At 54.6% G+C, this 14,938-nt stretch carries 13 protein-coding genes; 7 read left to right on the forward strand and 6 right to left on the reverse strand.

What is annotated here, in order from left to right; translation table 11 throughout:
* Positions 1 to 79: 79 nt before the first annotated feature.
* Together purU and tnpA are read right to left on the reverse strand one after the other, a co-directional pair.
* Positions 80 to 916, reverse strand: coding sequence for a formyltetrahydrofolate deformylase (gene purU / locus ACYVG7_RS03380; protein ID WP_460881839.1), 837 nt, complete (start codon positions 914 to 916; stop codon positions 80 to 82).
* Between the two features lie 106 nt (positions 917 to 1,022).
* Positions 1,023 to 1,427 (reverse strand): IS200/IS605 family transposase, encoded by a 405-nt coding sequence (tnpA, locus tag ACYVG7_RS03385; RefSeq protein ID WP_460881840.1) that lies wholly within the window; start codon positions 1,425 to 1,427, stop codon positions 1,023 to 1,025.
* Between the two features lie 58 nt (positions 1,428 to 1,485).
* Here tnpA and ACYVG7_RS03390 point away from each other — a divergent pair, with 58 nt between their 5' ends.
* Complete coding sequence (locus ACYVG7_RS03390; protein WP_460881841.1) at positions 1,486 to 2,451, forward strand: RNA-guided endonuclease InsQ/TnpB family protein; 966 nt, start codon at positions 1,486 to 1,488, stop codon at positions 2,449 to 2,451.
* 12 nt (positions 2,452 to 2,463) lie between these two features.
* A complete protein-coding gene (locus ACYVG7_RS03395; RefSeq protein WP_460881842.1) occupies positions 2,464 to 2,712 on the forward strand; it encodes a zinc ribbon domain-containing protein in 249 nt (82 codons plus the stop codon).
* 156 nt (positions 2,713 to 2,868) lie between these two features.
* Here ACYVG7_RS03395 and ACYVG7_RS03400 read toward each other — a convergent pair whose 3' ends face one another.
* The 4 genes from ACYVG7_RS03400 to ACYVG7_RS03415 form a co-directional block, all read right to left on the reverse strand.
* On the reverse strand, positions 2,869 to 3,834 hold the full coding sequence (locus ACYVG7_RS03400) for an ABC transporter permease (protein WP_460881843.1): 966 nt from the start codon (positions 3,832 to 3,834) through the stop codon (positions 2,869 to 2,871).
* A 2-nt stretch (positions 3,835 to 3,836) separates the two neighbouring features.
* Entirely contained in the window at positions 3,837 to 4,940 is a 1,104-nt protein-coding gene (locus ACYVG7_RS03405; RefSeq protein ID WP_460881844.1) for an ABC transporter permease, read from the reverse strand.
* Positions 4,937 to 6,505, reverse strand: a complete 1,569-nt coding sequence (locus tag ACYVG7_RS03410) for an ABC transporter ATP-binding protein (protein WP_460881845.1) — start codon at positions 6,503 to 6,505, stop codon at positions 4,937 to 4,939. The genes ACYVG7_RS03405 and ACYVG7_RS03410 overlap by 4 nt, the downstream gene beginning before the upstream one ends.
* 90 nt (positions 6,506 to 6,595) lie before the next feature.
* A complete protein-coding gene (locus tag ACYVG7_RS03415) occupies positions 6,596 to 7,594 on the reverse strand; it encodes a BMP family lipoprotein (protein ID WP_460881846.1) in 999 nt (332 codons plus the stop codon).
* A gap of 806 nt (positions 7,595 to 8,400) precedes the next feature.
* Between ACYVG7_RS03415 and ACYVG7_RS03420 the strand changes: the two genes are divergently transcribed.
* The 5 genes from ACYVG7_RS03420 (at position 8,401) to ACYVG7_RS03440 (ending at position 14,934) form a co-directional block, all read left to right on the forward strand.
* The gene (locus ACYVG7_RS03420; RefSeq protein ID WP_460881847.1) at positions 8,401 to 9,729 is read left to right on the forward strand and encodes a capsule assembly Wzi family protein; all 1,329 of its coding nucleotides are present in this window, start codon (positions 8,401 to 8,403) and stop codon (positions 9,727 to 9,729) included.
* Between the two features lie 83 nt (positions 9,730 to 9,812).
* Positions 9,813 to 12,437: an SLBB domain-containing protein gene (locus ACYVG7_RS03425; RefSeq protein ID WP_460881848.1), complete on the forward strand. Its 2,625-nt coding sequence runs from the start codon at positions 9,813 to 9,815 to the stop codon at positions 12,435 to 12,437.
* Between the two features lie 57 nt (positions 12,438 to 12,494).
* Positions 12,495 to 13,496 carry a Wzz/FepE/Etk N-terminal domain-containing protein gene (locus ACYVG7_RS03430; RefSeq protein WP_460881849.1) on the forward strand — a complete coding sequence of 334 codons (1,002 nt, stop codon included), beginning with the start codon at positions 12,495 to 12,497 and terminating at the stop codon, positions 13,494 to 13,496.
* Positions 13,497 to 13,922: 426 nt separating this feature from the next.
* Complete coding sequence (locus ACYVG7_RS03435) at positions 13,923 to 14,141, forward strand: hypothetical protein (protein ID WP_460881850.1); 219 nt, start codon at positions 13,923 to 13,925, stop codon at positions 14,139 to 14,141.
* Between the two features lie 220 nt (positions 14,142 to 14,361).
* Entirely contained in the window at positions 14,362 to 14,934 is a 573-nt protein-coding gene (locus ACYVG7_RS03440) for a YjbF family lipoprotein (RefSeq protein ID WP_460881851.1), read from the forward strand.
* Positions 14,935 to 14,938 lie beyond the last annotated feature (4 nt).

Consider the following 14,938-nt stretch of genomic DNA (forward strand, 5'->3'; position numbering starts at 1 on the left):
GCACAGCAAAAACCCGGCTGCAGGACGGGCTATTTACCGATGGCAGCAAGAAGAAGGGCTCCCGAAGGAGCCCTATGCATTACTTGAACACTACGGTTTTATTGCCGTAGACAAAGACTTTTTCATCCAGCACATGGGACAGCGCCCGCGACAGCACAGAGCGCTCGACATCTCGCCCGGCCTTGGCCATGTCTTCGGCGCTGAAGGCATGGCTGACATGAATGACATCCTGCTCGATGATCGGACCTTCATCCAGATCGTCAGTGACGAAGTGGGCGGTGGCCCCGATGATCTTTACACCACGATCAAAGGCCTGCTGATAGGGGCGTGCGCCGATAAACGCTGGCAGGAACGAGTGGTGGATGTTGATGATCTTGCGACGATAAGCCGCAACAAAGCTGGCGGTCAGCACACGCATATACTTGGCCAGCACCACATAATCGGGCTGGTACTGATCGACGATGGCGCGAACTTGCTGCTCGTGCTCTTCCCGGGAAAGGCCTTCATGGCTGACGGTATGGAACGGAATGCCGAATTTCTCGGTCAGATCGCCCAAGGTGTCGTAGTTGCCGACCACGGCGGCGATATCCACATCCAGCGCGCCGGAGTAGCTCTTCATCAGAATGTCACCGATGCAGTGTGCTTCCTTGGTAACCAGAATCACCAGCCGCTTGCGGCCAGCGGGAACCAGACGACGATCACTACCTTCCGGCAGCGCGTCATCCAGATCTTCGAGGAGAGTTTCGTCATTGAACCGGCCTTCGAGCTCGGTGCGCATGAAGAAACGGCCCTGTTCATGATCAACAAATTCATCGTTCTTGATGATATTGAGCTGATGCTTGTAGCAAATATTAGTGATCTTGGCGATCAGCCCCTTGGCATCGGGGCAGTCGGTGAGAAGAATCTTGCGTTCCATCTCGTTGCGTATCCTTCACAAATCCTGGTGGCCGAACACTATGCCATCTTTTTTGACGAAAGGGGACTCCCTCCGACGTAGGTGGGAGGGGAATTTCGCCGGGGCGTCAGCCCCGCTGGTTTTGAATGTATTGCTTAATCACCTCCAACGGCGCCCCGCCGCAAGAGCCAGCAAAGTAGGAGCGTGACCAGAGCACGGGCTTGCTGTAAGCCCCTCTCAAGTCCAAAAATTCATTACGCAGTCGCCTTGATGTGACCGCCTTCAATGAGTTGACCAACACAGATAACTGCACGGTCGGCCCGTACTCAATCAGCATATGAACGTGGTCAGCCTCTCCGTCACACTCTTTCAGTTCTGCGCCAAAGTCTTTGCAAACCTCAGATGCATACTGATTGAATGCGGCAATGTGTAAACCACCCAATATTTTTTTTCGATACTTGGTCACAAACACCAAGTGAACATGGAGAAGATAAGCAGTGTGGCGTGATTTATTGATGTGCATGACTTGCATTTGGTGACTCTGTTAGGTGTAATTCCGAGAAGAGATATTGCTACACACTGAGCGTTGAATGCAAATTCTGAAAGCCTACAGATTCCGACTCGAACCGACCGAACAACAAGCGCAACGCCTGCGCCAGTTGGGCGGTTGTGCTCGTTATGTCTGGAATTTCGGGCTTGCAGAGACAAAGCGCATTCTGGATGCTGGCGAAAAACTGCCTTCTGCTTTTGAACTGAATCGAATGCTCACCAGTTGGAAGAAAGACCCAGAAATGGCCTTTCTGGCCGAGGCATATACCGACAATCTCCAGCAGAAACTCAAGGACTTGCACGGCGCGTGGATGCGCTGTTTTGACAAAAAACTCGTCGCCAAGGCTCCCGTTTTCAAGAAGAAAAACGACAACCGAGACTCAATCCGGTTCGTCAACTTCGACAAGTATTGCCGCCTTGAAAAAGGGCGGGTGAAGCTGCCAAGCGGTCTGGCGTGGGTCAAGTTCCGCCAGTCCCGACCAGTCGAAGGGAAGATCAAGAACGCGACCGTCAGCCAATCTGCCGGGCATTGGTATATCTCATTTCAGGTCGAGCAAGAGCTTCCAGAGCCTGCTCACCCGTCCGGCTCAATGGTCGGCCTCGATGCCGGTATCGCCAAGCTCGCAACCCTGTCAGATGGCACGGTGTTTGAGCCTGTCAACAGCTTCAAAACCAATCAGGTCAAGCTGGCCAGGCTACAGCGCCAGTTGAGCAAAAAGGTAAAGTTCAGCAGCAACTGGAAGAAGCAGAAAGCCAAGATCCAGCGCCTGCATTCGCATATCGCCAATACCCGCCGCGATTACCTTCATAAGGTCACAACGACAATCAGCAAAAACCACGCGATGATCGTCATTGAGGATTTGAAGGTTGCCAGCATGTCAAAATCGGCAGCGGGCACGACCAGCCAGCCGGGGCGCAACGTCCGGGCAAAATCAGGGCTGAATCGTTCGATATTGGATCAGGGCTGGTTTGAGCTGCGCCGTCAGCTTGAGTACAAGCAGACATAGCGAGGTGGCCATGTGTTGGCAATCAATCCTGCTTATACCAGCCAGATATGCGCCTGTTGTGGTCACACAGCGAAGGATAACCGCCAGACGCAAAGCCAGTTTAAATGCCTTGTTTGTGGCTATGAGGCGAACGCCGATGTGAACGGCGCTCGCAATATTTTAGCGGCGGGACACGCCGTTTTAGCCTGTGGAGGAGTGGTGCAATCAGGCCGCCCGATGAAGCAGGAACCCGGTACTGCGCGAGCAGCTATCACCCAGTAATGGGAATCCCCCTCCTGATGCGCGAAGCGCGAAGGTGGGGGGAGGATGTCAAAAAATAGGGCTAATTCCAGATGTCAGCCCCGGTTTGGTCACAACTGTTTTGCGGATAATAAAAAGGCCCACACCTGGGTGGGCCTGAAACGTCAGGGTGCAGGGTTATTCTCGCTCTTTGACATAAGGTGTCCCCAATGCCTTGGGGGCGACTGCCTTGCCGATAAATCCGGCCAGCAGGAACACAGTCAACATGTAGGGAACCGCTTCGATAAACTGGACTGGAATGACAAATCCCAGCACTTCGACCCCCTGCAGTCGGATGGCGACCGCATCCAGAAAGCCAAACAACAGGCAAGCGCCCATCGCAGGCCAAGGACGCCACTTGCCAAACACCAGAGCCGCCAGTGCCATAAAGCCTTTGCCAGCACTCATGTTGGGGATGAACTGGGCCGTTTGCGCTACCGCGAGGTAGGTGCCACCAATGCCGGCGAGCAGACCGCCGATCAGCAGGGCGGTATAGCGCAGGCGGACTACCGAGATGCCTGCGGTATCGACCGCAGCCGGAGCCTCACCCACGGCGCGCAAGCGCAGGCCGAAGCGGGTACGGAACAACACCCACCAGGCCAGAGGCACGATCGCCAGCGCCAGGTACTCGAGCATGGAGTGGCCACTGGCCAGCTCGGAATAGAGCTGACCGATCACCGGCACATCCGCCAGCTCCTTCTCGAAGGGGAACTGGATTGGCGCAAAGCGCGCATCACCGGAGAGAGCAGGCGTTTGCCCACCCTGATCGAACCAGTAGCGGCCCAGGGTGACGGTCAGACCGACGGCCAGAATGTTGATGGCCATACCACTGACCACCTGATCACCGCGGTGGGTGATAGTGGCAAAGCCGTGTAGCAGGGCAAACGCCATGGAGACCATTACCCCGGCGAGCAGGCCCATCCAGGCGGAGCCGGTAACCGCGGCGGCGGCGCCACTGGCGAAGGCGGCAGCCAGCAGCTTGCCTTCCAGGGCGATGTTGACCACCCCGGAGCGTTCGCAAAACATCCCGGCCATGGCGGCGAAGATGAGCGGTGGCGCGACCCGGATGGTGGAGTCGAGCATCAGAATCAAGGTTTCGAACATGATTACACCTCGGCCTTATGGGTCAACTTCAGGTAGGCGGCTTCCAGGCGTGGACGGAACATGTGCTCCAGTGCGCCGGAGAAGAGGATGACCAGGCCTTGCAATACCACCACGATGTTACGGTCGACCCCGAACTCGAAACTCAGCTCGGCGCCGCCCTGATATAAAAAGCCGAACAGCAAACTGGCCAAAATGACACCGATGGGATGATTGCGACCCATCAGGGCCACCGCGATACCGGTGAAGCCAAAGCCTTCCACGAAGTTGAGTTTGATTTGGTGCAACTCGCCTTGCAGTACGTTCAAGGCGAAGAAACCTGCCAGCATACCGGAGATCACCATGGCCAGGATCACCACCTTGGAGTAGTGGATCCCGGCGTAAGCGGCGGCGCTTTGGTTGGCGCCAACGGCACGCAACTCGTAGCCCCAGCGGCTGCGCCAGATAAACAACCACACCAGCAAGGCGCAGATCAGCGCCCAGAAGAAGCTGATGTTCAGTGGTGTGGGTGTCATCTCGATGCCAATCGCCGCTAACAGATCGCTGAGCTTCGGCAGCCAGGACATCTCGGCAAAGACCCGGCTTTCGGGAGCCATGGTCCCGGCCGGTTTGAAGATATCGACCAGCAGATAGGCCATCAGCGAGGAGGCGATGAAGTTGAACATGATGGTGGTGATGACGATGTGGCTGCCGCGTTTGGCTTGCAACCAGGCCGGGATAAAGGCCCAGGCGGCACCAAATAGGCCACCGACCAGAATGGCCAGCGGCAGTAACACCACGAAGGGCAGGGTATCACCGAGGAACAGGCAGACCAGTCCCACCCCCAGTCCGCCAATATAGGCTTGGCCTTCGCCGCCGATATTGAACAAACCGGCGTGAAACGCCACCGCGACCGCCAGACCGGTAAAGATAAAGCCGGTGGCGTAGTAGAGGGTAAAACCGATACCTTCGCCGGAGCTGAAAGCACCCTGCCACATGATAGTGGCGGCTTCCAGCGGGTTGATATCCAGGTAATAAAACAGGATTGCCGAGACCAAAAACGCCATCAGGATATTGATAGCGGGTAATAGGACGACGGTGATCCAAGCAGGAACGCGTGCCTGGCTCATGGGGTAACCTCCTCGGTAGCCTGCGCTTGCAGGTGTTCCGGAACAATATTGGCCATCATCAGGCCTATGGTGCGTTCATCTGCCGTTTTGGCATCCAGCTCTCCGACGATGGCTCCGTCGGCAATGACCAGAATACGGTCAGAGAGCGCCAGTATCTCGTCAAGTTCTACCGATACCAGCAACACCGCCTTGCCCTTGTCGCGCATGGCAATCACTTGCTGGTGGATAAACTCGATAGCACCGATATCGACGCCCCGGGTCGGCTGGCCAATCAGCAACACATCCGGGTCCTGCTCCACTTCGCGAGCAATCACCAGCTTTTGTTGGTTGCCGCCGGAGAAGTTGGCGGTTTTCAGGGTCGGCAGGGGCGGGCGGACATCCCACTTGGTCATTTTCTCCTGGCAATCGGTCAGGATCGCCGCCTTGTTTTGCAACAGGCCCTGGTTGTACATGGCTTCGTGGTGATAACCGAGGACGAACGCCTCCTGGGCCTCGAAACGGTTGATCAGACCCATCTTGTGGCGATCCTCGGGAACATGGCCCAGGCCGAAAGCCCGCACACCGCGCGGATCGACCGGATGGGCATGGCTAACCTGATGGGCGCCAATCCAGAATTCCCCTTCGCTCGGCTGGAGGATGCCGCCCAGCAGGCTGAGCAACTCTGATTGTCCATTGCCGGAGACACCGGCGATGCCGACCACTTCACCGCGACGGACATCGAAGCTCACCGACTTGACGCGAGTGACGCCCGCAGCGTCGACATAACTGAGATTTTTCACGCTCAGTTGTGGCTGACCGGGAGCCGCATCGCCCTTGTCGACGGTCAGGCGCACTTTGCGGCCCACCATCAATTCGGCCAACTCTTCCTTGTTGGTATCCTGGGTGGCGACATGAGCCACCATCTCACCGCGCCGCATGATGGAAACCTGATCGGTAATCGCCAGTATTTCCCGCAGCTTATGGGTAATCAGGAGCACGGTGGTGCCCTGATCCCGCAATTTGCGCAGTATGGTAAATAAGTGGTCGGCTTCCTGGGGCGTCAACACGCCGGTCGGTTCATCCAGGATCAGAATTCGGGCGCCGCGATAGAGGGCCTTGAGAATTTCGACCCTTTGTTGCAAGCCGACAGGTAAATCTTCGATTTTCTCATGCAGGGGAACATCCAGCCCATAGCTGGTCGCCAACTGCTTGAGATGCACCTCGGCCTTGCGCAGGCTGGTATTCAAATTCCAGCCACCTTCGGCGCCAAGGACGACGTTTTCCAGAACGGTAAAGTTGTTCACCAGCATGAAGTGTTGGTGCACCATGCCGATACCGGCCGCAATGGCATCCTGGGAGCCGTGAGGACGAAAAGGGGTGCCATCGATGTGCATGTCACCACTATCGGCGTGATAAAAGCCGTAGATGATGCTCATCAGCGTGGATTTACCGGCGCCGTTTTCGCCGACAATACCGTGAATACTGCCTTTGCGAACCTGGAGGTCGATATGCTTGTTGGCGTGTACCTCACCAAAGCGCTTATCGATGCCGCGTAATTCGATGGCATAGCGATCAGTCTGTTCCACGATTCAATTCCTGAATATGCGAGTCATGACGAGAGAATAGGCAATAAAAACCGGCCCCGAGGGACCGGTTTTCAAGCAATGCCAGGTGACTTAGTACTTACAGGTATTGTCAGCCATGTAATCGTGAACCTGGATCTTGCCAGCGATGATATCGGCCTTGATGGCGTCAACCTTGGCTTTCATCTCGGGAGTGATCAGCGCCTTGTTGTTGTCATCCAGAGCCCAATCTACACCGCCCTCGGCCAGACCCAGTGCCTTGACGCCTGGTTTCCAGGTGCCCTTGGCCGCGTCGTCCCAGGTGGTATAGGCTGCCAGACCCACACCCTTGACCATGGAGGTCAGCATGGTGCCCGGTTGCAGGTGGTTCTGGTTGGAGTCGACACCGATAGCCAACTTGCCTTCATCTTTGGCGGCCTGATAGACACCGATACCGGTGCCACCGGCTGCGGCGTACACCACATCCGCGCCTTTGGCGAATTGGGACTTGGCGAGCTCAGCGCCCTTGGCCGGGTCAGCAAAGGCTGCCGGAGTAGAGCCGGTCATGTTCTGGAAGATTTCCATCTTCGGATTGGCGTATTTGGCGCCTTGCTCATAACCACAGGCGAACTTGCGGATCAATGGAATATCCATACCACCGACGAAGCCGACCTTACCGGTTTTTGAGGCCATGGCCGCCAGAGCGCCGACCAGGAAGGAGCCTTCATGCTCCTTGAAGACGATGGACTGGACGTTTGGCTTGTCGACGACCATATCGATGATGGTGAACTGGGTCTTCGGGAATTCAGCGGCGACCTTCTCGACAGAAGAGGCGAAGTTAAAGCCGACAGCCACGATAGGACCGTAACCACGGCTGGCCAGACGGCGCAGACCCTGTTCACGCTGCGCTTCATTCTGCGGTTCGAATTCCTTAACCGTGATGCCCTTGTCTTTTTTGTAGACTTCGACACCGTTACGGAAGACCGCTTCGTTGAAGGATTTATCAAATTTGCCAGCGGAGTCGTAGACCACGGCCGGCTCACTGGCCGCGTTGGCATACATGGCTGACAGGGTCAGGGCTGCAAGGGTGGTAATTTTGAGTCTCTTATTCACGTGGGTGTCCTTATTTTTGTATGATTCCGCAACTTGGGTACGCCTTTCGCGAACCAGTGACAACTCTATGTGAGCCGCAGTTCGGGTCAAGTTTTTTTATGTAGAAAACCGATTGCGGTAATAGTTTGAAAAATGAACAGGGCGGCTGATTGATTCGGAAAACACCTTAAGATTCGTCTATTTTTTGCGCGCAACAAACAGATGCTATAGCACGTCGGCGCCGCCACCAGATTCACTCGAGGCGACAGGCTGCACACCAAGCTTGTTCCTTTATCTAATCGTGGTAATATTGACACCCAGATAAGAGTGCTAGTTGATTTTTTTGTTGTTAATCAGCTGGTTAGTATAAAAACTTTATTTATTTATGCAATGTGGTAGCTGTAAGCCACTGGCGGTAGCCATATCTAAATTTACAAATACTGACGTTTGTTAATGATATGAATGTACTCAATTAGCCGGTTGTTAACCCACTGTGTCATGTCATGCTGTCACGCTTGAGTGGTCATTATAAACGGATGTGATAGCGCGTCGGTGCCGCCACCAGATCCACTCGAAGCTACAGACTGCACACCAAGCTTGTTCCTTTATCTAATCGTGGTAATATTGACACCCAGATAAGAGTGCTAGTTGATTTTTTTGTTGTTAATCAGCTGGTTAGTATAAAAACTTTATTTATTTATTTATTTATTTATTTATTTATTTATTTATGCAATGTGGTAGCTGTAAGCCACTGGCGGTAGCCATATCTAAANGATGTTTCGAGCCCCGAGCACCTCTGCTTTCACTTAAAAACAGGCATCCTTTCTATGTCGCGTTTTGTTGTCTCTGTCTTGATCGTGGGTTGTGGACTCTGCAGTTTGCCATCCAGTGCTTCGCCCTGGATTGAGGCCGAGGATCCATTCCTGCGCAGCGATCTGCAATATCTGGCGGATCGGGGTTTCATCCGTTTGCCGCTGAATACCTTCCCGGTGCGCTGGTCATTGCTGGCGGATCAGTTTGCCAAACTGGATCCGGCAACCCTGAACTCAGCCGAACAGAGCGCCTACCGGCATGTGCAGTACCGACTGGATAGCGAGCGCTTGGGGCGCGGTCGCTCTCATCTCACCCTCTCTTGGGCAAATGATGCGGACGTGGGCCAGAATGGCTTTGGCGGCAGCGAGCATACCGAGTACGGCATCCGTGCCAGCCACGAGATCATGGAAAACCAGTTTGCCATGCGGGTGAGCAGCGGTTATCGCCAAGCGGCGGATAGCAGCGATCACTGGCATTTCGAAGATAGCTATCTGGCCTTCGGGGCCCGTGACTTTACCCTGAGCCTGGGTTGGCTGTCGCGGTGGTGGGGCCCGGGTTGGCAACAGGCTTTTGGCTTTGGCCAACAAGCGGTGTCGGTTCCCGGTCTGTCGCTGAGCTATCAACACCCCTCTGCAGGATGGTTGGGGAGTCTGTGGGCCGAGACGCTGCTAGGTAAGCAAGATATAGATAAGCAGGATAACCAGGTCGATGCCGACTATCTGTGGGCCAGTCGTGTGGCGCTGCGGCCCAAATCCTGGCTGCAATTGGGCAGCAGCTATAAGCAATGGCTGGGTGGCGCCGATACGTTGCCGGGCCAGAGTGCCACCTCTGAACAGAGTAGTAATGGTATGTGGACCCTGGATATGCGCTTGTCGGCGCCCTTACCCTTGGACGGCGCCGGTGGCCTATATGGTGAATATGGCCATGATCGACAAAGCGGCGTGGATTATCAGCTGATGGGACTGGATGCGCGCTGGTTACTGGGGCGTGAGTCCTTGCGTCTGGTTGCCGAAGCTCAGGAGTCGGATCCGGAATCGACCTCGAATGCCGATCTGGGGGTTCAGGCGCTCTGGCAACATAAGGGGAATGCGATTGTCGATGCGGTCGATGGCAAACGTGTCTCGCTAGGTGGCTATCTGCAGTTACATAATGACCACACCTTCTCGGCATTTGTGCATCAGAATAGCCCGGCGACAGCAGAGCGCTATCAAACCCTGGTCGCCCAGTACCGGTTGCCGGTGTTCGCCGGACGGGTCACCGGTAATCTGACCGGCAGTGAAGCCAGTGCGCCCACGGCAGACCGCTTCTCTGGTGGTGTGGTCTACGAGTACCGCTTCAACTAATTCAATCACGATTTTTCTTTTTCAGAGTTGGCAGCAACTCTGCTTTTTTGATGTAAAAGCAACAGCATAGGATTGCAGTGACAATGAGAGCAGCAACAATGCGCATGGCCCTGCTGGGCTTGAGTCTGGGTCTGGCCGTGGGTCAGGCTTCCGCTGAAATTCCCGCCAATGTCATGGCGCAGTTTAGTCAGCTCTCTCCTGCCCAGCAGGAGGCGGTCGCCGCCCAATACGGGATGGATCTGAGCCAGCTAAAATCGCAACAGGGGGCGACATCACAAGCGGCCCCAAATCCGACCACATTAGCTCCGAGAGTAGTCGATAACTCACAGGCGACCCAACGTCAGGGGACTGCGTCTTCTGGACTTGAACCCTTTGGCTATAACGTCTTTGCAGCGCAACCGACCTCCCTGACCCCGTTGAGCGATATTCCGGTACCCGATGATTATGTGGTCGGCCCTGGCGATGAGCTGCGGGTGCAGATGTATGGCAAGGAAAACGCCAGCTACAAACTCAAGGTGAATCGGGATGGCAGCGTCGAGTTTCCGAAACTGGGGCCGATCAGCGTTGCCGGTCTGACGTTCCAGCAGGTGAGCGACACCCTGCAATCACGGATTGCCGAGCAGTTTATCGGTGTCGAGTCCGCGATCAGCTTTGGTGCCCTGCGCACCATGCAGATCTTCGTGATGGGTGATGCCTATCGTCCAGGCGCCTATAACGTCAACGCTTTGACCACGGTGAGCCAGGCGCTGCAGATTGCAGGCGGTATCGATACCGTGGGTTCGCTGCGCAAGATCCAGGTCAAGCGCGCCGGTCAAATCGTGCAGAATGTTGACCTGTACAAGATGCTGATCTGGGGCAATACCGAGCAGGATATTCGCCTGCGCGCCGGGGATACCATCTTTATTCCGACCAAGGGAACCGAGGTGGCCGTCGCTGGACTAGTCAAACGTCCGGCAATTTATGAACTCTCGGGCCCGGCTGCCATTGGTAGTGTGCTGGAGGTAGCCGGTGGCCTCAAGGCCGATGCCTTGCGGGAAGTGAAGGTCACCCGTCGCGGCGAAAACGGCACCCAGGTGTTCAATCTGGATCTGGCCAGCGGAACGGATCGCAACTTCACCATTCGTGATGGTGACAAGATCGAAGCCAAGCCAACCACCACCGAATACTCCAAAGCGATTGCCATCAAGGGCGCCGTGGTTCGCGAAGGGACTTACAGCTACCAGCCAGGCATACGTATCAGCCAACTGCTCAAAGATCCGCGTCGTGATCTGAAAGCCACAGCCGATCTGGATTACGCTCTGGTGGTGCGCGAAATCAATCCGCGCCACGATATCGAAGTGATCCAGTTCAATCTGGGCCGCGCCATCAGCGTACCGGGTGAGAGCGACGATTTGCTGCTGCAACCGCGGGATCAACTGCTGGTATTTTCGAATCAAATCCAGGCCACTTTTTCGCCGACGGCTAGCAAGCAAAACCTGAAGGCCAACATTAAGCAAGCTGAAAACGAATTGAGAAATCCAAGCGTGGTTGATCAAGCGACCGGAGCTGTGGTGGACCGGGATGATGTCACTCAAAACAGTAAGTTATCGCTGTCTAAACTAGAAAACTCCACGGTGACAGAAAATGTCGTTGCAGATAGCCGAGAGTCTTTACTGCGACCTGTGATTGAAAAGCTCAAAGCACAATCCTCCATTAGCCATCCCGTGCAAATTGCAGAAATTCGTGGCGAGGTGAAATATCCTGGTGTTTATCCGGTAACGCGCGGCATGACGCAGTTCGATCTAGTGCTTGCTGCGGGTGGCTTGCAGGAAACCGCATTCGCCGCCGAACTATCCCGAGTCAATCAATCCGCTCAAGGCGATATATCACTCACTTATCAGCGATTAACGATTGAACAGCTGGCAAAGGGGGGGGCCCCTAGCGTGCAATCCAAAGATAGCTTGAATGTACTCGCGAACCCTGATTGGCGTGGGCAAGCTACGGTCCAATTATTGGGTGAGGTGAAATTCCCCGGCACTTACTCAGTCCGTCGTGGAGAAACCTTGGGCAACCTGCTCAAACGAGCGGGAGGACTTACCGAATTTGGCTATGCCAACGGTAGCGTTTTCGCCCGTGAATCCCTGCGTCGCCAAGAGGCTGATCGTCTGGCTTATATCAAAGAACAATTGCAAGAAGAGATTGCTACCATGACCCTGCGTCGGCAGACCGGTAGTCTGGGCGCTCGCACCTCATCGCCTGCAGAGGCGTCCGAATTGGTCAGTCGATTGGACCGGACTCAAGCTGTCGGGCGGTTAAGTATCAATTTACCAAGCATTATTCAGGGTGATAAGCGTGCTGACATGGTGTTGGAGAATGGCGACAAGCTCTATGTTCCCCAATTTCAGAATGTCATCTCGGTCGCAGGCCAGGTGCAGATGCCGACATCCCATGTCTTCGATCCTGCGCTGTCGATCCAGGATTATCTGGATCGCTCGGGAGGCACCAAGAAGCAGGCTGATACCGACCGTATCTATGTCATCAAGGCGAATGGTGCTGTGATGTTGCCAGGCAGCAACTACTGGTTCTCACGCAGTAATCAAGCCCTGGAGCCCGGCGATACCATTGTGGCCCCGGTGGATAGTGATTATCTGGATAGCCTGAGTACCTGGTCGACTGCGACCCAGATGATGTACCAGTTGGGTGTCGCCTGGGCCGCTATCAAGGACTAATCCGCGAGCGGGAACGCCCGCTCGCTTCTTTAGCATCGAATGAATGATCGAGAGAACATGACTCAAGCAATGCAAACCAAATCGGTCGAGCCCAAAATTCCGTCGCTGTCCTATCCGGCAGGCGATGATGAAATCGACCTAGCTGAATTATTTCGTGCCTTGTGGCAGGGGCGTTGGTGGATCCTTGGTTGTGGGTTTTTATGTACGGCTATCGCCGTGGCCATCGCCCTGTGGTTACCCAACACGTATGGCGCGGAAGCCAAGCTGGCACCATCATCGGAGCAGCAAGGCGGGGGCTTGAGTGCTCTGGCCGGGCAATTGGGTGGCTTGGCCAGTCTGGCGGGCATCAATCTCGGCGGTGGTGGCATCGATAAGGTGGGGCTAGCGATTGAAGTGGCTAAATCTCGGCAATTTGTTGCTGGCTTTATTCAGCGCCATCAGTTGGCGGTGCCGCTGATGGCGACCCTGGGGGCCAATAAACTGGGGGATAAGGTCCGCATCGACCCCGATTTGTACGATGAACAGACCCGAACCTGGGTGCGCAAGGTGGATCCACCCAAGCAACCCAAGCCCTCGGATTGGGAAATGTACAAAGCATTTAGCCAGTTGATGACGGCCGAGCAGGATAAGAAGAGTGGGCTGGTCACTATTGGTATCGAATACTATGCGCCTGAGGTTGCCAAGCAATGGGTGGACTGGCTGGTGGCTGATTTAAATGAGGTGATGAAGCAAAAAGATATTGATGAGACCCAACGCAATATTGCCTATCTCAAAGTGCAGTTAGAGAAGACTTCGGTCGCCGATATGCAGACTGTCTTCTATAAGTTAATTGAAGAGCAAACTAAAACTTTGATGCTGGCTGAAGTGAATCAGGAGTATGTTTTTAAAACCTTGGATCCCGCCGTGGTGCCGGAAGAGAAAGCCAAACCCAAGCGCGCATTGATAGTGGTGCTCGGCGGCATACTTGGCGGCATGTTGGGCGTGATGCTGGTATTGCTCCGCCACGCCCTGCGTCGACAAAAGGCTCAGGCTCTTGTAGGTGCGATTAGCGAAGCGTAATCGCACGCATGGTTTATTGTGATTGAAGCATTGCTGGCTTTCGCCGTTGAAGTAGCAAATGAAGCTATTGATTAAAATGCTCTTGCAGTTGTAGGAGCAAATGAAGCTATTGATTAAAATGCTCTTGCAGTTGTAGGAGCAAGCGAAGCTCGCGATTGATGTTCACACCGTTCGCCCTGAGCCTGTCGAAGGGGAATGGTTCGACAAGCTCACCACGAACGGATAAAGGTTCACCACAACGAATAACCACAATCAGGGGATGTGTGTCATGCTCGAATTGTGAACAAGGTCAATTGACAAATCATTTGCGAAGCGTCGTCGATTGACTATACCCTGAGGCATGGTTTTTGCTGCTATTTATCATGCAAGTGATAAATCATGGCAATAACCTGTTTTTACTGAAGTGACTAAATAGAGGAAACACGGATGAAGAAAATCATGACTACCCTGGCAGCAGCCCTGGTGCTGGTAGCGGGTAACGCATCAGCAGCGGCTGGTGCTGATGGCGCCAAGCTGAGCAAGGGTGCGACTGCTGGTATCGCCGGCGTCTCTGCTGCGGCCCTGGCTATTGCCATCGCTGCATCTGATAGCACTAGTAATAGTACTGTCACCACGACCACGACCACGACGACTACTACCAAGTAATCGTATTACCACCCATACCTCTGTGTCTTTGCGATGTCAGAGGTTATGGGTGGTTTCTTGTTTTTGACAATTTACCTGTCATCAATCTCGGGACCCTTGAGAAATTGTGCTCAGGTAAGCTGTCACTGGGTAATTGCTACTAATGAATCAACTGTCATATCGCGCGTTGTACTGCTGCTTGGCTTTCATTGCCGGTTGCAGCCAGCAATCAAACAATTATGTGGAAACTATCAAACTGGTTACGCTCGGTACGCCAGATGTCACTGTTTCTGCTCAGACTATTGCTGATATCCCATATCCCAGCGCTTATTTGACCGTTGGCGATCTTCCGCGGGCTTTTGTGGTCTTGGCTTTTGAAGAACAGCAGCAGCTGAAGTGGATCTCGGCCGATCGCAACTTGTTCGTCTATGAGCAGGGGCGCCTGGTCAAGACGGTCGGCTTGCCAAGCGATTTGCGCTGGATGAGCGACCGGAGCCGGGATCCGCTGCGTTCGGCCTTATCAATACCGGCGACGGGCCAGAGTTGGCAATACAGTGCCGAGTGGTCCAAGGATGATGAGAGTGGGCATCAGCTGCAAGCGACCCTGTTCCGCCGTGAGCTGGAGACCAAAGAGATCCTGGGCAAGTCGGTGAGCCTGTTGCATCTGGAAGAGCAGGTCCAGGATCTGCAGACCGGCGAGCAGTGGTCGAACCACTTCTGGATCGATCCGCAAGCGGGTGATGTGCTGGTCAGCCAGCAACAGTTGGGGCCACAGCTGCCTGTCATCGAATTTACTCTGCTTAAACCGCTGTGAGAAT

The organism is Pseudaeromonas pectinilytica (assembly GCF_054780855.1).